Below are 20,834 nucleotides of genomic sequence, written 5' to 3'. Positions count from 1 at the left end.
CGTCAGTCGGGCCAGCCGGCGGAGATGTCCACGGCCAGCACGGCGGCGGCATCCGGAGCGGCGTCGATCAGGTCGTGGATTGCGCCTTCCCGGTCGAAGCAAGCCTGGACGTGATCACCCACCGCGTCGGCGATGGCGATGATCTGCGCGCCGGTCAGGTCGACCCATTCACCGGATGCGGCCTTCCACCGGAATATTGCGGTCGGGTCGGTCTGCGCTTGCGCCCGCTTGCCCAGGATCAGCATCTTGGATCGGTCATCGGTTGCCACCGGCACGCCAGCGATGACGATGCCGCCGGTCTCTTTCTGCCATCGCAGATCGGTCGCGGCGGCCTTGCGGGTGGCCTTCACCTCGTCCAGCGGGATCGGTTCCACGTCCCAGGTGCGCCGGGTGCGCTGATGCTCCAGCTCCAGCGTTTCGGTGTAGGTGTCCGCCTGCCGGTGGGTCCGTGCGTCGAAGGGCGGCACCGTCTCGAAAATGTCCATGCGTCACCTATCAGAGCTGAGTGCTGAAGCCGGCGGGGATAGAGCCGGAAAGGTCGGCAGCCTTGAACCGACCGATGAAAACGGCAGAGTTGGACGTTCCAACCGCTGGGTAAAGCGCGCCAGACAGGCCCGTAAATGCGGGGTTTGTCCCTGCTGCCGGATCGCCGGACCCCTGCCACACCCCATCCCTTCGGAACCAGATGCTTCCCGGCCCCGTATTATCGATGCCAATGCCGAGCACGTTCCCCGCCGTCCATGTGGAGCCGTAAGCGGTTGCGCCGCCGGAGTTCTGCTTGTTGCCGTTACCGCTGCGGTAGGCCGCCGTCTGCGTCGGCTGGCTTTCGAAGTTGGTGAATGCGCTGTCCACAACGCAGACGGCGGCATCCGAACCGCCACTGACACAAAGAAATTCGAAGTAGAATTTCCCGACAGGGATTGCGTTTACAGCCCTGGCGGCTACCCAACCACTTGGCGACGTGAAGGTAACCGTCAGGTTGTTGTTGCTCAAGGAAGCCGTCGTGCTCTTGGCCGTCGTGCTGAACATCTGAGACGACACCAAGCCATTGCCACCGATTGCATACCAAGCGGAGTTGTCCGTCACGAGGATTACGGATTGCATTGACGTGAGCGTCAGCGTCAGGGCGCCGTTGACGGTTTCAGAACCGTTCGGATCGATGGTGATCATACCCCCGCCGGCATTGATGACCGGGACCGCGAAGCCGTTGGGCAGACTGGCTGCGGCAGGCAAACCGAGCGGCCATGTGCCGGTCGCGACGATCAGCTTGCCGGCGTCTGACGCATTGACTGTGTAGGCGACGGATTTGGGAAGCGTCGGGAAGGATGCAGCACCGGCGGTAAAATTGCCCGAATGATAGACCGTATTCCCGTCAATGGTGACCGCGCCGGATTGCGGCACGACCACTCGCTCGGTCCCGTTAAAACCGAGAGCAATCCGCGAGGTCGACGTGCCACCGAAGCGCAGGAAGCCGTGAGTGCTCGAATCGATCTTGCGGTAAAGATCCCAACAAACGGCAGTCCAATCAGAACCATCTGTCAGCCGCCGGTTGCGGACGCGCAATGAGTCGCCATTATACGCGCCAGGATTACCCACGAGATTGAACAGGGCCGCATGTTCCAACTCGGCGCCCGACAATGCACCAACTGCCCCAAACGACGTGTTGATCGTGCCCTGCGCGGTGAGAACTCCATAGATTTTGGTCTGTGTACCGCTGACCCGTAGCGCCTCCACCCCACCTGCGACCAGGGATGCGGTGTCGGCACCACCGACCTGGGCAATGCCGGTGTTGCTGTCGCCAGCGACCGCCCAACCCGGAGCAGCCGTCGTGCCGGCCGGAAAGCTGGTCGGCATGTCGCCGGCCCGGCTGAAGCCCACCGCCACCACGTCATTGGCTGCAAAGCTGCCCGGCCCGGTCGGATTGGAAACGGTGATCGTCCACCAGGAGCCGTTATCGACGGCTGCGGTAACGTCCGCCTCGATCCACTTGAGGAGGTTGAGGCGGTGGCCGATGCGCAGCCGGCCCTTAACCGGGTTGGTCGACCCACCCCACGCCGTGAACACGGCCGACAGGTTCACAGCCGCTGCGTCGCTCTCCGATATGTGGATCGCGGTGATGCTGGCGACGGTCGGGTTGTTGACGCGGACCTTCCCAGCCCCAGGATCCGCAGCGCTTGTCCCGGCGTCCCAACTCATGCGGACGGCCGGCGCAGCCCCGCCGGCTGCCGATGCATATTGGTCGGCTGCTGTGGCGCTGCCGGCCGCCACGGTTGCGCTGCCCGCCGCCGTACCGGCGCTCCCCGCAGCAGCGGTCGCGCTGCCACTGGCTGCCGTCGCGCTGCCGGCCGCCGCGGTGGCGGACGCTGCCGCTTCCCCGGCCTTCGTGCTGGCGGTCGTGGCGCTCCCGGCAGCGGCGGTGGCAGAGCCAGCGGCAGCCGATGCGCTGCCAGCAGCACCGGTGGCGTTGTCCGCCGTCGCTTGGCTGGCCGTCACCACGTCGCCCAGCATCGGCTCGAAGTTGGTGTCCGGCCCGCCGGCGCCGGTCAGGCCGAAGGGGTTGGACGCAAGGCTGAACGGGCCGAGATTGTACTTCTTCAGCCGGTCCAGCGCGTCGGAAAACAGGCTCATTCCCGCCACTCCAGCAGGTTAAGGGTTAAGGCCGCCCAGATCGGCGGCAGGTATTTGTGCTGGTAATCGCCGACCAGCCGGAACAGGCCGCCGTACCAGAAGCAGGCTTCCGGACTGGCCACGTTGGGCAGCCAGACGATGGGCTTTTCGTTGCCGGCGCGATGGGCGGCGGCGAACAGCTTGTCGCGCAGCGTCGGCTGGATCGCCGCCAGATCGATCACCGCGGTGCGCTTGCGCAGGCCCGGCTCGGCCCAGACATAGCCGCCCGGTTGCTCGATCAGCTCGGTGTTGGGCTTCACCCCGTCGCTCGAGCCCGGCGCATGCCGGGTGACGGACAGGCCGTTGCCGGCCCAGCCCAGCCCCAGCCGGTACACCGTGTCATCGGTGCCGTCGGGCTTGTAGGCGCCGCCCCACAGGCTCCAGCGGATCACCCGGGCGCGGCAGAGGTCGACGTTGGCGTGGATGTTGGTGGTGTAGCGCCGGAAGTCCTCGTTGGGCAGGCCGCCGCGCAGCCAACTGCTGTAGCCGGGCTGCAGCGTCTTGGGATCGTAGAGCCCGGGGATCACCCGCCGGTCGCGGCCGTTCGGCATCCGGGTATCGGCCACCTTCTGCGTCCGGCCGCTGTCCAGGAAGGCTTCCATCCGGAAGAACGATTCCTGCCAGAGGTTGAGATGCAGCAGGCCGGCATAGGCGATGTCCACCGGGTACAGCCATTCCATCTCGATCACCACCGGGTTGGCGGCGGTGCCGAGCCGGGTCGTCACCGCCCGCTCTTCGAGCGGCGTGGTCAGGATCGAGGTCAGCGGCGCGGTGCTCGCCCAGCCGGTGCCCGGGCTGGTCAGCGTGCAGGGGTTGACCGGCCCGTTCCCCAGCTCGTTGGTGTCGGCGAAGAACCCGGCCATGGTCAGCGCTCCCCGTAAAGGGTGGCGCCGCCGCCGCGGTCGCGGTTGGTCCTGCCGGTGCAGACCAGCGTGGCGCCGGTCTCGAACCCGGCGATGTCGTCGGTGACGGTGAAGCCGTCGCCGATCCACAGCCCGGGTGCGCCGTCGCGGACCTTCACCTCGTAGGACTGCGGCGGGTCCTGCTTCTCCGCCTGCCATTCGGACAGCTCGGCCGCCGCTTCGGCCGCCACCGTCAAGGCGGTCTCCACCGTCGCCACCTTGGCGCCCTTGCCATAGGCCGCGACGATCCCTGGGTCCGTCTCGCCGGCAACCTCCCGCCACTGCTTGGTCCACAGCGTGACATTCGCCGAGTCGGTGGCATCAAAGGCGGTCTGCGTCACCGGGTTGGGGTTCTCGGCATAGCGCAGCACCACCTGCTTCGCCGGCGGCGTGTTGGAGCGGGTCAGCGGCTTCGCGCCCGGGGTGGAGCCGTCGGCGGTGCTGTAGGAGCGGGACGAGGTGGCGACGGCGCCGCGCGGCAACCGCGTCACCACCAGCTGATCGGACAGGCCGATGTACCAGCGCCCGCGCGCAACCGAGCCGACCAACTTGTCGTAGACGTCCTTGTGGCTGCGGCCGTCGCCGGCCGGCAGATAGACGCCGACGGTGCGCGGCGTGCTGTCCATGCCGGCGATGTCCACCGTGCTGGCCAGCCCGGCCTCGAGGGCGAGCGCCGCCACCGTCTCGCCGATCCGGCGCTTCCACGCCCCGCCGAAGAGCCGGCCCTGCACCTCCACCCGGAAGTCGTCATACTTCACCGCGGTGCGGATCAGACCGGTGGCGAGGTCGACGCGGAACTGGCCGGCCGTCGGGGTGCCGCTGGTCGGCAGGACCGGTACCGCCAGCGACCACGCCCGCGGCACCGCCTGGATTGCCCGGCCGCCGCCGACGGACCAGACATGCAGGCCGTCGATGATGCCGAGATAGGTCGGGGCCGCCAGCGGGCAGTGACCGATCGGTGCCTCCTTCAGCACGTCCTTCAGCTCCGCCGGCCCTTCCAGCCCGCCGGTGCCCTTGTAGCGCTCGGTCTGGACGGGATCGTCGAAGTCGGCTTGGCGGTCGTAGAGCGGCACCTTGATGCCGGTGCGCCCGTCCGGCGCCGGCAGCCCGGCCCGAGCGGTCCACACCGTCACGGCGCTCGCATAGGGGGCGGCCTCGTCCACCTCCTTTTCGGTGATGGTCTGGATGGCATAGTCGGTCAGCAGCGGGTTGAGCGGCCGCACGCCCAGCGGCACCCGCAGCCACAGGCCGGCGGTGGCGTCCCAGACATTGGCGTAGCGCGGCAGGGTGTCGGCCGCCCGGACGTTGATCAGAGACAGATCGTCCCGCTTGGGCGCGCTGCCTCCCTCGCCGCCGGCCGCCTGTACCAGCACAGATGCCCACTGCCCGACCAGCGGCAGCCACGTCACCGATGCCGGCGTGTCGCTGGGCCAGGACTGGTAGCCCTTGGAGCCGGCGCACAGATACCAGACGTGCGTGTGCCCGTCGGCCCAATGATGGGTCGACAGCTCATAGAGGCGGAGTTTCATCTCAGCTTGCTCCTGCGATCCGGACGGGGAGGTCCTGCAGCTCGGCCTGAATGCGGTCGAGGGTGCGGACGGTGTCGGTGCCGATGGCGTCCGCCTGCTGGGCGCCGGCCCGGGCGAAAGTTTCGATCTGGCCGGACAGGCGGTCGATCCGCCCGCCCACGGCCTCCACCGCCTTGACCAGCGTGGCCATGCCGTTCCCGCCGCCCAGCGCCGCCGGCAGGAAGCCGACGACGGTGGGACCGAACTCGCCACGCGCGGCGGCCATTGCGGTTGCGATCTGATCGGCGGTCCAGATGCGGGCCGGGCCGGTGGCCTCGAGTTCGGGACCATGTTCACCGACGATGCGCAACCCGCCGGCATGCCCGCCACCGGTGGCGAAGCCGGGGATCTTGCGGGTGCCGGCCAACACCTCGCCGATGCCGAAGTTCTTGAATCACCATGCCAAATTGAAGGTTGGGTCTTCGGCGCGGGCGGCGATGATGTCGGCGAAGCCGCCGAAGTTCTGCTCGATCTCGGCATTGCTGAAGGCTTCCAGCCGGGCCCGCTTGCCGGCCAAGCTGCTGTCGATGTAGGTCGGTGCCGTGCCGGCCGTGCCGCCGGTGCCGGCCGTGCCGCCGGTGCTGGCCTGGAGCGCCGACAGCTGCGCCTGCCAGAGCACGTAGGACTGCTGCATGATGCTGTTGAGGTCGGTCAGGGCACCGTATTGCTTCTGCCCCACCGCGGCGGCGTCCTTGCGCCCCTGCTGCAACTCCTTCAGCGTGTCCTGCGCCGCCTCAAGCTGCTGGTCGGCGGTGTCGACGCCCAAAGCCGTCTTGTCGCCCAACTCGCCGAACACCTGCATCACGGTGTCGTACCAAGTGCGGGAGGTGCCGGCGGAGTTGGCCTTTTCGATGCTGACCAGGGTCGGGCCGATCTGGGTCAGCACCGCCCGGGCATCGGTCTTTTCACTCTCGGTCGCGCTGTCCGACCGGACGATGGCCAGGGCATCTTTCCACTGCCGCGCCGCTTCCGCCTGCTTCTCGCCCGGGCTGATCGGCGCGTCGTCGGAGATGGCGAGGCTGTTGCGCGCCTTGATGAACTGGTCCGCCACCTTGGCCGCAGCGACCGCACCATCCTGCAGCTTGGTGATCAGGTCCTGGGTCGCGCTGACCTGCTGATCGTAGGCGGCCAGAACGTCTGCCTGCGCCAGATCGAAGGCCTTCTGGCCGCGCTCGGTCGCCTGCACTTGGATCAGCTGGCTGACATCGTACCCGGCATCCCGGGCGTCCTTCAGCTGCTTGGCCTGCTGGGCGTCCAGGGTCAGCAGCCCGGCACCGCGGCTGTTGCCCAGCGCCGTCTGCGTCCGGCTCGCCAGATCGGACTGGAAGGAGGCGAGCGCCTGCGCCACCTGCCCGCTGTCCTGCCATGCCTGCGTCAGATACCCCACCATGGTGGTGTACTGATCGGCGGTCAGGTAGCCGGCATCGAGCTGCCGATCCAGGAGCGCGAAAGCCTGCCGCTCGTCCGACAGGGTCAGCGTCCCGCGCTTGGCCGCCGCTTCGACACCGTCGATGGCGTTGGCCAGCCCGGCGATGACGGAGTTCTTGCGGTCGAGCCCCAGCCCGTCGAGCCTGTCCAGGGCGCTGGTTTTGGCGAGCGGGTCGGTCAGCCCGGCGAGGGCGGCAGCCCCCTGGCGCTGGGTCAGCGCGACGGCATCGTCCCGCGCCTTCACCAGCTTGGCGGTGTACTGGGTGGCGAGGTCGGTCACCTCCGCCGCGGTGTAGCCCAGCGACATCAGGGCCGGCCGGAAGGCCTCGAACTCAATCTCCGCCTGCTTGGTCACGGCAGCGACGCCGCGCAGCGGTTCCACCGCCGGGCCGAGCCCCATCATGGCGGTGATGCCCTTGCGGGCGGCGGCGGTCAGTTCGGTCTCGGTGGCCAGCCCCAATTCGCTGGCCTTGTCGCGCCAGTCGGTGATCGAGGTCTTGACCTGCTCGCCCAGCTCCTTGGCATTGGCCGTGTAGGTCTTGATCTGGTTAGTTACCGGATCGAGCGCCGCATTCATGGCGTCGATCTGCTGGCGGAAGTCGGCAGCGAAGCTCAGATCGGTGGCGAGATCCTCAGCCTTGGTCGCCTTGGACGTGGTCAGCGCCTTCTGCACATCCGCGTTGGCACCGGTCAGCTGCCCGGTTCCGATCAGCCCTTTCAGGCTCTCGCGCATGTAGAAGACGATGGCCTCGTCCTGCGAAGTGAACTCGCTCTTCTGCCCCGCCTTGTCCCCCACGGCCGGGGTGACATACCACTTGCCGTCCTTGGCGAACTGTTGGATCAGGCCGGTGTTCAGCCCGTCGCCGCCGGTGACCTTGGCGCCGATACCGGTCAGCACCGTGTTCATGGCACCGGCGACGGCGTTGGTCACCTGCTGCATCTGGCCGGCATCGGCGCCGTTGTCCGCCAGGGCCGTATCGGTCTTCAGGCCGCCCTTGCCGTTCAGGACGATGTTGCCGGAGCTGTTGGGGCCGACGGTCGCCTTCTGCGTCCCGATCATGCCCATGATCAGCCCGACCGCAGCACCAATGGCGGCGCCGACCGGCCCGGCCACTGATGACAGGCCGATGAGGGTCGAGAGATAGCCGGCACCGGCACCGGCGACGGCGCCGCTGATGCCGCCGACGGCCTTCGAGTTGGTTGCGGTCCCCAGGGCGCCGCCGACGATCCCGCCGCCCAGCGCACCGGCGCCGCCCGCGGCAAGGACGCCGCCAAGCGTCGCACCGCCACCGGTCGCCGCCGCCGAATTGGCGATGGCCTCCGAACCGACGACGTCGACATAGCCGGGCGCGATACCGGAGGTGCCGGCCCACAGCTGGGTGTCCATCAGGCCGCTCATGCCGCCGCTGATGCCCAGCTTGTCCATCGCCCAGCTGCCGGCCTGGGAAAGCCCCGCGTTGGTCAGCTGGCCGGTCAGACCGTTGCCGCCCTGGCCCGCCTGACCGCTGCCGCCGGCAATCTGCAGATCCCACAAAGACGGCGAATAGGAGCCCAGCCCGAGAGCATTCTTCACCGGGTTGACCAGCGCCATCTTGCCGGCGTCGACGGCCAGCGAGGTCAGGGCGGCGCGGATCAGGTTGCCCCATTTGACCGTCTCGCTCTGCCCCTTGACGATGGCGTCGACCGCGCTTTCCAGGGGCCGCACCACCGACTCGTCGATGGCGTCGCCCACGCCCTGCCACGCGGCTTCGGCGTGCTGGGTGGCGATCTGCCAGTCCGCCGTCTCCACCGCCAGCTGGCGGGTGCGCTCCACCTCCTGCAGCTGCTCGGCCGACAGCTCCTTGGTGACGTCGATGCCCTTCTGCCGGATCTGAACTTCGGCCTGATAAGCCGCCCGAGCCCGGGTGCGGTCATCGACCGACTTGCCGACCAGCGACGCTTCCTTGCGCGCCAGTTCCAACCCGTCGCGCTGCTGCTGATTGTACTGCTTCAGCGCGTCCAGCTTGGACAGTTCGGACGCCGCCTTGGAGGCCTCGTCGTAGCCGTCGGCGATGTCGCGCAGCGTCTTGGCCAGTTCGACATTGCCGGTGGCCTCCGCCGCCTGCGCCGCCGCCAGGGCCTCCGATGTCGTCTTGGTGACCTGCGCCTTGCGCTCCGCCTCCATGCGGGCGGCAACGCCCTCGTCGGTGGCGGCGACCACCTGACGCTGGGCTTCGGTCTCGAGGTCCAGCTGCTTGGTGGTCTGGGCCAGCGACACCGCCTGGTCGGCCGCCTTCTCCGCGACGATCTGCCGGGTGCGCGCCTCCACATCGATGGCCGAGGTGACGGCCTCGCTTTGCGCCTGCCGGCGGGCGTCCGCCTCGATCCCGGCAGCGAGAGAATCACGGTAGGCATCGGCGGCGGCGACCTGCCCCCTGATCGCCGCCGTGGTCTGGGCGTTCTGCTGGGCGACGGCCGCCGCCTGATTGTTGGTGACGGCGGCGCCGGCTTGGTCGACCTGGGTTTTCCGCTCGGTCGCTGAGGTGGCGGTGCCGATCAGGTCGATTTCCCGCTGGCGTTCGGCCAGGAACTTCTCGCGCGCCGGGCCGACCATGCCCGTCGACTGCTTGCTAGCCTCGTCCTGCAGACGCCGCTTGTAGGCGTCGAGACCGCCGTCCTTGCTCGCCTTGTTCAGGTCGGCCAGCTGGTTTTCCAGACCGGCCAGGGCGCGCTTGGTCTCGTCCGTCGCCCCGGCCATGTCCGGACCGAAGGCGCGCCGGAGCTTCGTCACCTTTTCCGTGACGTCAAGAATTTCGGTACCCAGCGGCCGGGCGGCGCGGGTGATCTCCGCCGCCTCCACCCCGAACCGGTCGCGGTCCTGGTTGTTCTTGCGGATCGCCGCCTGCTCGCGGGCGCGGGCCTCCGTCGCGCGGCGCTGTGGCAGTTCGGCGTCGATCTCGACCAATCGCTTGTCGCCAGCGCTGCCCATCCCAGGCGCAGCCAGTCGGCTGTCAATCGGCACGGTCTCGCTGCCCGCGGCACCGCCGGTCTCGGCCTCGATGCGGGCGCGGTCCAGCTTGCGAGCGTCAATCAGCCGCTGCCGTTCGGCCTCAAGCCGGCGGATCGCCTGGGCGTTGGTCTCCGGCGCCACGGCTTCGCCGACGGCGTTGAAGGCATTCGAGACCGCCCGGCCCACCCGCTCCCAGGCCTGGGCGAAAGTGGTGGTGTTGTCGGCCAGCCCGCGCACCCGCACGCCCAGCTTGTCGGCAACCAGCACCCGGGCCTCTTCCTCCCGACCGGTCGCCTTCAGCTGACGGACATGCTCCATCTCCTTGGCGGTCAGGATGCCGTAGGACGCCTGCAGCTTCTCCGCCGCTGCCACCGGGTCCTTGAACATGCCGGCAAGGTCGGCCGACGCATCCTCGGCGCTCTGCTTGGTGCCGGCGGCGTAATCGCGCGACAGCGCGATCAGCTTCTCCATCGACTCCGTGCCGATCTTGCCGGCGCGGATGTAGGCGATTTCCTGATCGCGGGCGGCAGACACCGAAATGCGGCCGGCATCGGCGGCGCGGGTGGCCAGCTGCTCAAGCTGGTCGGCCGTCGCCCCCACCTGCCCACCCATCATTCGATTGGCGGTGGAGACCTCCGCCAGCTTGCGCTGGTAGGACTCGCCCGCTGCCACCACCAGGGCGAAAGCGCCGGCGACGGCACCGATCCCAAGCGTCGCCAGCCCGGCCGGCGACGCCAGCAGCGACAGGGCACGGCCGACACCACCGACGGCGCCGGTCGCCTGCGGACCCTGCTGCATCATGATCAGCAGCGGGTTCTGCCCGCCGGCCAGCTGCACCGCCGCGTCCTGCAACTGGTAGGTCAGATTGGTCAGTTCATGGGCGGCGAGCTTGGTCCCCTTGGCCGCCGTCTCCCCCGCCGTCCCGGTGTCGCGCAGAGCGCGCGACAGGGTGGTGTAGCGGTCGTTGGAGATGCGGCCTTCCGCCAAGGCCTTGTCCAGCTTGGCCTGATCGTCGGCCAGCCGCCGGGTTGCTGCCCCATGGGAGTCCAGCCGATCTTCCAGAGCCTGGAAGGCAGCCGCCTCCTTTTCCGCCGCTTCCTTCAGCTTGCGGGCGGCAACCGTCACCGGATCGTAGCTGTCGGTGATCCGCTGCAACTGCTGCTCGTAGGCGGCTCCGGTGACGATGCCCGCGCGCTGGGCGGTCTGCAGATCGGCGAGTTCGGCCTCGTACCGCTTGGTCGCGGTGGTGACCGGGTCGAACTTGGCTTCCAGCCGGTCGAGTTCCTGCCCCCACGCCTCGATGTCTGCCGCGCGCGAGCGGGTGTTGGTGCCCTGCCCAATGATGCCCAGCGAGCGGTTGATCCGCTCGGCCGCGGTGCCGACACCGGCCGCGGCGGTGTCCATGTCCTTCTGGACGGTGCCGACGGCCCGCTTGACCGCCCGCGACGCCTGATCCAGGCGGTCGAAGGCCTTGTCGACCTTCGACAGCGACCGGTCGATGCGGTCGGTGGTGCCGCCGACGACCTGCGCCGCCGCCTCCATCTGCTCGCGCAGCAGGGCGGTGGACGCCTCGATGGGGATCGAAAGGCCGGCCAGATCTTCAGCCATGGGGTGCCCCTGGAAATACGAAAGGCCGCCCGGTTACGGAGGCGGCCTTCCCGCGGAACGCTGCGACAGGAACGAGACGAACTCTTCGGCGGCTTCGGCCGGATCGGCCGGCTCTTCGTCCTCATCCTCTTCGGCCGGCTTGCCGAAGGGCGAGGTTGCGACGATGAAGGCCGTCGTTCCCTTCAAAGCGATCTCGAGCAGCGGAATCGGCGTGTCGAGCACGACGTCCGGCGGCCAGTCCTTGGCCCCCAGCACGCGCTCGACCAGATCGTCGAGATAATCCTCGAAGGTCAGGAAGCGGCGGGCTCGCCGGCGTCGGCCGTCGGCGCCGCGTCGCCGTTTCCCGGCTTGGCCGCCGCTGCCGCGTCGTCGGCCGCGCGCTCTTCCGCGGTCCGGCCGCCATTCAGCAGCATCATCACATACTGGTAGAGCACCCGAGCCATCGGGGTGATGCCGAAGTCGAACAGCTCCTGTTCGGCCTCCGCCGGGGCCTTGCCGCTGCCGGCGCAGTAGATGCCGAGCACGGTCTCGTACTCGACGGCGATCAGGCTGTTCAGCGCGTTCTGCAGGCCGCCGGTGACCTTGGAGATGATGCCGGCGGCGCGCGGGGTGCAGACCAGGGGGACGTCGGCGCCGTTGACGGTGACGATGGCGACGCCGCGGGCATACTTCGGGGTGGTGCTCATGACGGGTGTCCTCGAATGTCAGGGGAAACGGGGTGTCAGGGCAGGCAGAAAAAAGGCCGGCGGCGCCCTGACACGCCGCCGGCCTCGCACGCGCGGGCCTTGGGCTTAGCTGCTGCCCTTCGGCACCGGGGTGTAGCTCTCGACCAGTTCCAGCTTCAGCGTGCGCTTCCAGGTGTCGCTGGAGCCGCCGGGCACGCGGCGGGTGGAGGTCACCAGGGCACGGAAATAGAAGCGGGTGCCGTGATGGCCGGCCAGCGGCAGGCCGGTGGTGGCGTCACGGTCGACGTCGTTCTTTTCCAGGTAGAAGTTGTAGGCGTTGGGGTCGATCATCGCCGCTTCCAGGCGCTCGCGGGCGGGATCGTCCTCGATGTCGGCGATGGTCAGCTGCATCGCGCCGGGATCGACGATGCCCTTTGCCTTGTAGACCTTGCCCTCGTCGGTGGCGTTGAACTTGATGACCTCGGCCTCGTCGCCGAACTCGCCGAAGTTCTCCACCTTGCCGACGCGCAGGTAGGTGTCGGCGGTCAGGCTGCTCGCCTTGGTGCCGACATACAGCTTCGTGCCAATCGTGGATTGGACGCTCATGGTAACCCTCATTGTGGGTGGATGACGGCAGGCGCCGCCGGGATCACGGGCGAACGGTCAGCGCCCGGAACTGGATGACCCCGTGGCGGATGACGCCGTCGGGTTGGGTGAAGGCGGTGGAACTGCGGTAGACCGGGCGCACCGGCTCGAAGCCGGCGACGGTCAGCGGGCGGTCGTGCAGGGCCGCCTTGATGGCGGCCAGCAGCGTGTTGGTCTCGGCATAGCCGCCCTGGTTGGACCAGACATGGACGGTGACCAGATGCTGTTCGGCCTCCACGTCAACCAGCGGGCCGTCGGAAGCGCTGACGTCGCCGATAGTGGCGTAGGGATAGGGCTGGCCGGCCGGGGCACCGTCGAAGACCGGCACCGGAGCCAGGGCGGCGGACAGGCGGGCATAGAGCGCCGCCTGCAAGGTGTCGGCGGCGGCGCTCATTCCGCCCCCTTCCCGGCGGCGACCACCCGCCCCAGAGCCCGATTGACCGCCACCCGCACCCGCTTGATCGCCCCGTTGCGGTTGGCCTCGTAGGCCGGGAACAGGAAGGGCTGGGCCGGGGCGCCGGGATGGTGGATCACGCCGCCGTCGGGCATCGGGATGTCGTGCGGCGCGGCGCCGAACTCGACGAGATGGATGTGGGCGGCGCGGCCCTTGCCCCACGATCCGATGCGCGCGGCCAAGCCGCCCTTGGTGAACTTCACCTGGAACTTCCGCATCAGCGTGCCGTCGGCATAGGGATGGCCGGCGCCCGGCTTGGGCATCGCGCGGTAGGCGTCGGCGAAGAGGGCGAAGGCGCTCTCGGCAACCGCCTCCTTCACCTCGCCGGTCACTTCGTCCGGCAGCTGGCGCAGGACGCGCTGAAGCTTCGCCGCGCCTTTGACGCGGCTGCGTTGACGGGCCATGGGTGGTCTCCGGTCAGGTCGGAACGCCGGCATCGCAGTCGATGACGGTCCACATGGCGCGCGATCCGCTGGCCGGCACGAAGCGGATGTTCATCGTCCTGCCCTGCCAGAGGATCCGGCAGTCGGTCGTGACGTCGGTCCGGCGGCGGATGACGACGCGATAGGTCGCCGCCGCCTCGATCTGGCCGGCGGCGGCACGCTCCCGGCCAGCGATAGGCCGGACCTTTGCCCACACGGTCGCCAGTTCGGCCCAGCCCTTCGTGACGCCGCCGCGCCCATCGGGGGTGTCGGCCGGCTGTTCGATCCGTACGCGCTGGTCCAGTTCGCCGGCGCCGATCATGCCGCCCACCATGCGGGCGACGGAGCGCCCAGCAAGGAGCGGGTCCAGCCCGACAGCGAGCGCACCCGGCCATCCATCTCCGCAACGGCATGGTGCCAAGCGATGCGGTGTCCGCCCAGGCGCCGCGGGATCGGCGAGCCGTCGGCATAGGGCTGGGCATCGTCCAGCGGCACGCCGGCCAGGATCGCCCGCCGGTAGCCCAGCTTGTGCAGGGCGATCCGGATGGCATAGAGGCTGGAGGTGCCGAAACGCTCGACGTCCGTCGTCACCCGGTCGATGCCGGGGCCCGGATCGGGCGCCCAGGTGGTGAAGCCGCCGACGAGGCCAGCGGCAGCCCGCGCGGCGGCGAAGCCGGCCAGCTGGTCGGGGTGGAGCGACACCCAATGGTCCAGCGCGCCGACCACCAGCCCGGCGCGGTTGACGGCCAGCAGATCGGCATCGATGGGCCCCAGCGCCGCCAGATCGTCGAACAGGCAGGCGGCATAGCCCAGGATCAGCAGCGGCTTCATGCGAAGGAGATCCTGCGATAGGGGGCGAGCAGCCGCTCGACCGTCGGGTTGACGGCGTGGGTGGCGCCGATGACGGCACCTTCGCGGACGGCGTAGAGGTCGCCGAGGATCAGCAGGATGGCGACCTTCACCGACGGCGGGACCGGCACCGCGGCGCCGTCGGCATCCGTCCAGGGCACCGATCGGTTGAGGTGCTGCACGGCGGCATCCTCGGCCGCCGCCAGCTTCAGCGCGATGTCGGCGTCCTCATCGGCGCCGTCGACGCGCAGATGGGCCTTCGCTTCGTCCAGGGTCACAACGGACATGCTGGGCACTCCGAAGCGAGGGGGCGATGCCGCCCCCTCTTCCCGATCAGATTTCGGTCGGGCTGGTCAGCAGATAGACCGTCTCGACCTTGGCCGTGTCGGTGTTGGCGGCGGACAGGTCCGGCTTGAACTTGAACCGGACGAAGCGCTCGGCCTCGGCGAGGTTGCAGCCCAGCACGGCCGAACCGGTCAGCGTACCGCCGACTCCGCCGTTGAGGGTCAGCATCGTCTCATCGGTGCCGATCTCGGTATAGGTCACGCCATCGGCCGAGTGTTCGAAGATGCCGGTGACGATCAGGGTCGCAGCGGCGGACAGGGCAGCGGTGGCGGCAAGCACCGCCGTCAGGCTGCCGAACCGCTTGGTGCCGAACTGGTCGCGCAGATCAAGCGCGGCGCAGGTCTGCTCCACATTGTCGGTGCCGGCACCGGCGGTCAGGTCGTATTCGGCCTTGGCATAGACCGGGGTCATCAGGGCCGCGTCGTCGCGACCGAAAGCGGGGGTGAACATCGGGGCGTCTCCCGTCAGGTTGTCCGAAAAGGTGAAAGGGCGCCCCCAGGCGCCCCTTCAATCGATGGTCAGGCGGCGCCCCACTTCACCGCGGTCAGCATGGCGAAGGCCTGCTCGTAGCGCAGGGCGAAGTCGTGGCTCATGTCCAGCTTGATGCCGAGCATGCCCTGGGCCCACAGGTTGACCTGCGCACCGCCGGCATCCACGAAGGACGCCTGATCGGAGGTCGACAGCGTCATCGTCACGCTGTCGCCGATCATCGCGTGACCGTGCGAGCCGAAGAAGATTTCCGACTCGTTGTTCCCGCCTCCCAGGTTCACGGGGATTTGGGTGGTGGTGTCCACCGGATAACCCATCAGCGTCGGGTTCTCGCCCTGCAACGTCGGGAACGCCAAGTTCTCACCGCCGGGGGTGTAGAGGTTCTGCAGGAACATCAGCGTGCGCGGCGCCATCAGCCACGCCGGGTTGATCATGGTGACGTTGGCTTCAGCCAGCTTCAGCAGAACCTTGGTCAGGTCCTTGCGCACCTCGGCCGCCGTCGGCTCCGCCTTGTTGATGGCGGCGATCTTGTTGGGTCCGGGGATGGCGTAGAGATAACCCTTCACCTTCTTGCCGGTACCGTCGGCGCGGAGGTACTGCAGGTCCTCGAACTCGCCGGCCGCGCGGCTCAGTTCATCACGGCAGTAGGCCTCCACCCCGAACGCCGTGTTGCGCAGCAGCTTCTTGCTGATCGGCAGGATGGCGGAGATGTCCTTCTCCTTCATGTCGATCAGGCCCCAGGTGACGCCGGTCGTCTGGCCCTGTTCGTTCTCGCCGACATAGCCGACCGAGGCGCCGGTCTTGCCCTTCAGATAGCTGGCGTTGCCGGGCACGACCTGGGCACGCTTGCGCACCACCGTATTCGGTCCGAAGAGGCGGATCACACCAGCCGCATAGTTCTGCGGCACGGTGAAGCCGCCCGCCGCGTTGTCGTTGAGGGTCTGGGCGCGGGTCGCGGCCTCGGTGACCGGATGGCGCTCGCCATAGAGGTCCTTGGCGATGCTGGCCGGCGGGACGAAGGTGCCGGAGTTGCGGAGCGTGAACTGCGACATGGCGAAGGAACGGACGAATCCGCCGAACTCCTCGCCGATGTCCCGCTGCGGCACCACCTGCGGCGCCACCGGGTGCTGTGCGGCCCTTTCCTCGATGAGGCCGCCGGCTTGGTTGTCCGCCGGTGCCTGGGATGCAGCGGCGGAGCGGCGGACATTCTCCATCCGCTCCGCCCGCTTGATGTCTTCGTCCAGCTTGGCCAGCTCGGTCTCCTTGGCGTCGAAGGCCGAGCGGGTTTCGTCGGTCAGCTCGCCCTTGGCCAGGGCTTCCATCTCCTCGATCAGCTTGGATCGCTTCTGCTTCAGCTCGTTCAGGGTGAAGCCGCCCAGGGCGACGATGGACAGCAGCCCGCCGGCATCGCCGAAATGGGGAAAGCTGGTGTGGGCGATGCCGCTGGCGGCAAACGCGGCGGCAGGGAGCAGGTCGATGGCGGCGACGCCGGCCAGCAGCAGGCACAGCGCAGCGAACGCCGTCGTCAGACGATGACGCTTCATGGTGATCCTCGTGGTGATATGGCGCGCGGCGCCGGTGTGGTCCGGGTCAGCCCCGCAGCTTCGCGAGGCGAAGACGGAGCGCCAGGGGATCGGCCGGAGCTTCCGACCGGGTGAACAGCGAGCGCATGGCCACGCTGGTTTTGGGATAGGCGGGCATGCTGGTGATGGTGATCTCGCGCAGCTCCACGGTCTGGAGCGCGACCGAGCGCAGCTTGCCCTTGTCGTCGTACTGAGTGCGGGTTTTCATCGGCCGGAAGCCGAAGGACATGCCTTTGTAGTTGCCGACCCGCACCTGCTCGTAGGTGTCCCGCCCGAGCTGTGTATCTGGCAAGGTCACTTCGTAGCGCAGCCCCTTGGCATCCTCGCCCAGGGTCAGGTTGCCGGCCGAGGTCCGGGCCAGCAGCGAGCGGGGATCGTGCTCGACCAGCAGGCGGACGTCGGCGCCGCTGCGCAGGGTCTCGCCGAAGGCGCCAACGTCGATCACCTCGTCGAACTCGCCGGACCAAGAGCGGATCTTCGTCGGCGTGTTGAAGGTCGCGGCATAGCCGGTCAGGCGGCGGGTCTGATCGTCCACTGCGCGAAGCTCGGCGTCGGTCGCCCAGCGCAATTCGAACTCGGCCGGCGTCTCGCCGTCCTGGTCAAGCAGTAGCGGCATCGGCGTTTTCCTTCTTGGCCGGCTGGTCGGTGGGAGGCTCCGGCTTCCCCGCCGCCGCGAGACGCAGGGGGACGGAGGCGGAGTTGATGTACAGCTCGTCGCCACCCGGCAGCGGCGGCAGATTGGTGACGGCGCGGGCCTCGTTCGGCGTCATCCGGCCGTTCTGGACGGCCTTTTCCAACACCTCGCCCAACGTTTTCTGGTCGCCCATCAGCAGGAGCGTGGGATCGTGCTCGGCATAGATCGTTCGCCGCTCTTCCGGGGTCAGAAGGTCTTTCGCCACCGTCTGGCACAGGTCGGTGAGATGCGGCGTCAGGCAGTGCTTGTAATGGGCGAGGTCCAGGTGCTCGACGTTGGAGAAGGTGCCGCGCTCCAGATCGTTGATCAGGTGCGCCGTCACGCGCAGGATGCCGGCGATCACCGAACGGTCGAACTTCCGCGACTCCAGAAGCTGCGACTTCTGGGCATCCATGCTCATGGGGAAGAACTTGGCGTCGTTGCCGAACACCCCGATCTTTCCGGCCTTCGAGGCGCCGGCATAGGTTTCCTGCACTAGCTTGCGCGCCTCGCGGCCCTGTTCGGAGTTCAGGGGGGCGTTGACGCTGATCATCCCCGACAGGCTGGCGCCGTTGGCAAAGGAGGCGTTGGCGAACTCATTGGTGGCCAGCGCCCCGCCCATCGTCTCGGCCTGATAGTGCTGCCAGACCGAGACGCCCTTCAGGCCATAGTCCGGCCCGCGCAGGATGGGCAGGTTCTGGACGTGGAACACTTCGTCTTCGAGAAACACCGCCTGCGCACCGTCCGGAGTGCCGATGCGGTAGGCCCGACGCCGTTTCTTGTCGATTGGGTCGCGGTACCAGAAAGGCTGAACGCAGCCGTTTTCGACCGGATGCAGCTCGGTCAGCACGCCATTGTCGTTCGGCACCTTCAGGCTGTAGTGGTTGCCGTAGTGCAGCTTCTCGAACAGGACCAGCTTCCAGAACGCAAAGGCGGTCATGTGGGGGCATGGGCTGGTCAGCAGCAGCTCATACAGCGGGTGATCGGTCGCCGGTTTCCGGTTTGGCCCGCGCTCGCGGTAGAGGTTGAGCGGCAGCATCGCCACGCCCTCGGCGATGACGTTGATGCAGGAGAACACCGTGTGGTGGGTGATCGGGTTCTCCGCCGTCACCGTCACGCCGGCCGAGGTCGGGCCGTAACCGAAGAACGGGATGTTCTGCCACTGGTCGAACGTCGGCTCGGAGCGGCTTTCCTTCCGGCTGAAAGGCCACATCACACCACTCCTCCGAAGATGCTGGCTGCCGTCACCGGGCCCTTGGCAGACGGGTTGGTCGCCATCAGCGCCACGGCGTTGAAGCTGCTCATCAGCGGGTCGATCTTCGCCGAGCCGCTGACCTGCTTGGTGATCGAGATGGCGTTGCCCTGCTGGACGATGCGGGCATTGCCGACGCACCACGCCATCATCGGCCGGCCGCCATGCGCCGCGGTCTTCGATGCCAGCCGGCGCTCGGCCGTCTTGATCGCGCCGTTCAGCTTCCAGCCCTGGCTGATGCCGATGATCCGCTCCAATGCAATGCCGCGTCCGGTCAGTTCGTCGACGATCTCGCCGATGCCGGCGGCGTCGACACCGATGCCCTGTTCGGCCAGCAGCTCGGCCTGCTCGACCTGCATGACGATGTCGGCCAGCTCCACCACCGCCTGGGCGGGATCGTCGACGATGGTCAGGTCGCCGTCCTTCTCGAAGTCGAGCAGGCGCGGCGCGATCTCCTTCCGGCGCTCCAGCACGATCCGGTGCGCCCACGCGCGGTGCCACATCAGCCAGCGCCGGGTTTCCCGGCAGCGCCCCAGCACGGCCAAGCCCAGCAGGTCGTCCAGCCCGCCGCCGTCGATCCCGACCACCACCACTTCGCAGCGGGCGAGGATCGCCTCGAGCGTCAGGCCCTCTTCGCCGCAGACCTCCCAGAAGTCGGCACCCGCCCAACGGTCGGAGCCCATGTTCAAGCCGACTTCGACGTTCAAGTGCTTCGACAGAAAGCCGCGGACGGAACCCTCGCCGCCCAGCTGGGCCTTGGCATACTCGTCGAGCAGGAACTCCTCGTCGACCGACGCCCCCATGTTGGGGTTGGTGACGTAGAAGTTTTCCGGCCGGAGATGCGCCTTGGCTTCCAACATCGCCTTGGGGAACTCGTAGAGCACTCCCAGCGACTTCGGCGCCCGGAGCTTGCCGTCGCGGATGTCGCGGAAGCGGGCCAGCCACTGCTTGAAGACGCCGGCCGGCGGCTCCTCCCCCTGGGTGGACAGGGCGATGACGAAGCCCTCTTTCCTGGAGGTCAATCCGCCGCGGGCCTCGCGCAGCATCGCCTCGGCGTTCGCCCGCGTGCCGAAGACGTGCAACTCGTCGATCAGCACCCCGGTGGCCTTGTTGCCGGTGACGACGTCGCTGTCGGCCGCGAGGATCCTGAGCGTCGCCCCGGTCGTCCGGTGCTCGATGGTCTTGAGATGCGGGATCGGCTTGAGGATCTCGAACAGCTCCGGATCGGCGCCGATCATGGCCATGGCCGGATCGGCGGAGTTCTGGGCGATCTTGATGGTGGGCGCGATGATGATGAACTCGGCATTCTGCCGCCAGTTGCGCAGCAGCGCCGTGACCATGATCCCGGCGGCGATGGTCGACTTGCTGTTCTTCTTGCTGATCAGCAGCAGGAACTCGTTGATCAGCCGCCGGCCGGTGTCCGCGTCGTAGGCGCCGAACACCGCACCGACGAAGTCGAACACGAATTGCCGGCACGCCTCCTCCATCGTCGGGCTGCCGGGAACGTCGACGAGCTTCAACGCGCGGAAGATCTTCAGCGCCGCCTCGGCCTCGGCCGCGAACAGCGGCGGGCACGGGATCAACGACTCGCCAGCGACGATGCGCCGTTCCCAGTCGGGGCATGCGGTGGTCCACTGCATGCGTCAGCCCTTCGTGTTGTCGACGGCGAGGCGCGGCGGCGCCGGGGGAGCGAACTTGTTGCCGGGCTTGGCGGCTTCCTGCGCCTTGGCCTTGGCCTCTTCCTTCTTGCCGCCGCCGATCCCGACGCCGGCAACCTCCTTGGCCACCGCCAGGGCCTGCACGATGGTCTTCAGCGTCATGGATCGGGCCGGCAGAGAGATGGCCTTCAGCATCGCGGCACGGCGCCGGCCGTTCTCGTCGTCGGCAGTCTCGACCTCGATCAGCTGCTCCAGCTCGCCGACATGCGCCGTGACGGCGTCGAGTTCGTCCAGCATCCGGCCGGCGATATCGCGGGCGTGTTCGACGTGTTCCCGGCACTCGGCGGGGTGCAACGGCCGCGCCATCTGGTCGTTGGGCGGCAGGATTTCCTGCACCGGCAAGTGCGCACTTTGATGCGCACTTTCGTGCGCAGTGCGCACCCATTTTTCCTTGTTCGCGCGGCTCCGGATAGCGCTTTCCGATACCTCGAAACGCTCTGCAATCTGGCGATTTGACAGCTTTCCGGCCCGAAAAGCGGCCTCAATCGCTGCCCAATCGATGTTTTTGCGTTTCGCCATGGCGGGTCGTGCGCACCGCAAAGTGCGCACCTCAAATTCATTTGGAGGGGAAAAAACT

20 protein-coding genes are annotated in these 20,834 nt (G+C 68.1%); all 20 read right to left on the bottom strand.

Translation table 11 applies throughout. The annotated features are described in order from the left end of the window. Positions 1 to 2 precede the first annotated feature (2 nt). The 20 genes from ABNQ38_RS33765 to ABNQ38_RS33670 all read right to left on the bottom strand — a co-directional run bounded on the left by ABNQ38_RS33765 (position 3) and on the right by ABNQ38_RS33670 (position 20,776). Entirely contained in the window at positions 3 to 485 is a 483-nt protein-coding gene (locus ABNQ38_RS33765) for a DUF4376 domain-containing protein (RefSeq protein ID WP_377810631.1), read from the bottom strand. Between the two features lie 10 nt (positions 486 to 495). Beyond that, positions 496 to 2,628, bottom strand: a complete 2,133-nt coding sequence (locus ABNQ38_RS33760) for a hypothetical protein (RefSeq protein ID WP_377810630.1) — start codon at positions 2,626 to 2,628, stop codon at positions 496 to 498. Then, complete coding sequence (locus tag ABNQ38_RS33755; protein ID WP_377810629.1) at positions 2,625 to 3,530, bottom strand: hypothetical protein; 906 nt, start codon at positions 3,528 to 3,530, stop codon at positions 2,625 to 2,627. Before ABNQ38_RS33755 ends, ABNQ38_RS33760 begins: the two co-directional genes overlap by 4 nt. Positions 3,531 to 3,532: 2 nt before the next feature. After that, positions 3,533 to 5,098 carry a hypothetical protein gene (locus tag ABNQ38_RS33750; RefSeq protein ID WP_377810628.1) on the bottom strand — a complete coding sequence of 522 codons (1,566 nt, stop codon included), beginning with the start codon at positions 5,096 to 5,098 and terminating at the stop codon, positions 3,533 to 3,535. 1 nt (position 5,099) lies between these two features. Next, positions 5,100 to 5,504 carry a hypothetical protein gene (locus ABNQ38_RS33745; protein WP_377810627.1) on the bottom strand — a complete coding sequence of 135 codons (405 nt, stop codon included), beginning with the start codon at positions 5,502 to 5,504 and terminating at the stop codon, positions 5,100 to 5,102. Between the two features lie 27 nt (positions 5,505 to 5,531). After that, positions 5,532 to 11,162, bottom strand: coding sequence for a phage tail length tape measure family protein (locus ABNQ38_RS33740; protein WP_377810626.1), 5,631 nt, complete (start codon positions 11,160 to 11,162; stop codon positions 5,532 to 5,534). Positions 11,163 to 11,195: 33 nt separating this feature from the next. Next, positions 11,196 to 11,417 (bottom strand): hypothetical protein, encoded by a 222-nt coding sequence (locus ABNQ38_RS33735; protein ID WP_377810625.1) that lies wholly within the window; start codon positions 11,415 to 11,417, stop codon positions 11,196 to 11,198. Positions 11,418 to 11,452: 35 nt separating this feature from the next. Then, a complete protein-coding gene (locus ABNQ38_RS33730) occupies positions 11,453 to 11,848 on the bottom strand; it encodes a hypothetical protein (protein WP_377810624.1) in 396 nt (131 codons plus the stop codon). Positions 11,849 to 11,953: 105 nt separating this feature from the next. Beyond that, entirely contained in the window at positions 11,954 to 12,433 is a 480-nt protein-coding gene (locus ABNQ38_RS33725) for a hypothetical protein (RefSeq protein ID WP_377810623.1), read from the bottom strand. A 43-nt stretch (positions 12,434 to 12,476) separates the two neighbouring features. Beyond that, positions 12,477 to 12,866 carry a DUF3168 domain-containing protein gene (locus ABNQ38_RS33720; protein WP_377810622.1) on the bottom strand — a complete coding sequence of 130 codons (390 nt, stop codon included), beginning with the start codon at positions 12,864 to 12,866 and terminating at the stop codon, positions 12,477 to 12,479. Then, positions 12,863 to 13,330, bottom strand: a complete 468-nt coding sequence (locus ABNQ38_RS33715; protein WP_377810621.1) for a hypothetical protein — start codon at positions 13,328 to 13,330, stop codon at positions 12,863 to 12,865. Before ABNQ38_RS33715 ends, ABNQ38_RS33720 begins: the two co-directional genes overlap by 4 nt. 13 nt (positions 13,331 to 13,343) lie before the next feature. After that, positions 13,344 to 13,670, bottom strand: coding sequence for a phage head closure protein (locus tag ABNQ38_RS33710; protein ID WP_377810620.1), 327 nt, complete (start codon positions 13,668 to 13,670; stop codon positions 13,344 to 13,346). After that, on the bottom strand, positions 13,667 to 14,179 hold the full coding sequence (locus tag ABNQ38_RS33705) for a hypothetical protein (protein ID WP_377810619.1): 513 nt from the start codon (positions 14,177 to 14,179) through the stop codon (positions 13,667 to 13,669). Before ABNQ38_RS33705 ends, ABNQ38_RS33710 begins: the two co-directional genes overlap by 4 nt. Then, positions 14,176 to 14,484 carry a head-tail connector protein gene (locus ABNQ38_RS33700; RefSeq protein WP_377810618.1) on the bottom strand — a complete coding sequence of 103 codons (309 nt, stop codon included), beginning with the start codon at positions 14,482 to 14,484 and terminating at the stop codon, positions 14,176 to 14,178. The genes ABNQ38_RS33705 and ABNQ38_RS33700 overlap by 4 nt, the downstream gene beginning before the upstream one ends. A 46-nt stretch (positions 14,485 to 14,530) precedes the next feature. Then, positions 14,531 to 14,992, bottom strand: coding sequence for a hypothetical protein (locus ABNQ38_RS33695; protein ID WP_377810617.1), 462 nt, complete (start codon positions 14,990 to 14,992; stop codon positions 14,531 to 14,533). A 68-nt stretch (positions 14,993 to 15,060) separates the two neighbouring features. Continuing rightward, complete coding sequence (locus tag ABNQ38_RS33690) at positions 15,061 to 16,575, bottom strand: phage major capsid protein (protein WP_377810616.1); 1,515 nt, start codon at positions 16,573 to 16,575, stop codon at positions 15,061 to 15,063. A 46-nt stretch (positions 16,576 to 16,621) separates the two neighbouring features. After that, the gene (locus ABNQ38_RS33685; RefSeq protein ID WP_377810615.1) at positions 16,622 to 17,230 is read right to left on the bottom strand and encodes an HK97 family phage prohead protease; all 609 of its coding nucleotides are present in this window, start codon (positions 17,228 to 17,230) and stop codon (positions 16,622 to 16,624) included. After that, positions 17,214 to 18,500, bottom strand: coding sequence for a phage portal protein (locus tag ABNQ38_RS33680; RefSeq protein ID WP_377810614.1), 1,287 nt, complete (start codon positions 18,498 to 18,500; stop codon positions 17,214 to 17,216). Before ABNQ38_RS33680 ends, ABNQ38_RS33685 begins: the two co-directional genes overlap by 17 nt. Beyond that, positions 18,500 to 20,179, bottom strand: coding sequence for a terminase large subunit (locus tag ABNQ38_RS33675; protein WP_377810613.1), 1,680 nt, complete (start codon positions 20,177 to 20,179; stop codon positions 18,500 to 18,502). The genes ABNQ38_RS33680 and ABNQ38_RS33675 overlap by 1 nt, the downstream gene beginning before the upstream one ends. A 3-nt stretch (positions 20,180 to 20,182) precedes the next feature. Continuing rightward, positions 20,183 to 20,776 (bottom strand): terminase, encoded by a 594-nt coding sequence (locus tag ABNQ38_RS33670; RefSeq protein ID WP_377810612.1) that lies wholly within the window; start codon positions 20,774 to 20,776, stop codon positions 20,183 to 20,185. Between the last annotated feature and the right edge of the window lie 58 nt (positions 20,777 to 20,834).

This window comes from Azospirillum sp. A29 (assembly GCF_042604625.1).
Taxonomy (GTDB): domain Bacteria; phylum Pseudomonadota; class Alphaproteobacteria; order Azospirillales; family Azospirillaceae; genus Azospirillum; species Azospirillum palustre.
The sequence above is the reverse complement of the archived record's forward strand: the minus strand, read 5'-3'. Positions and strand labels throughout refer to the sequence as shown.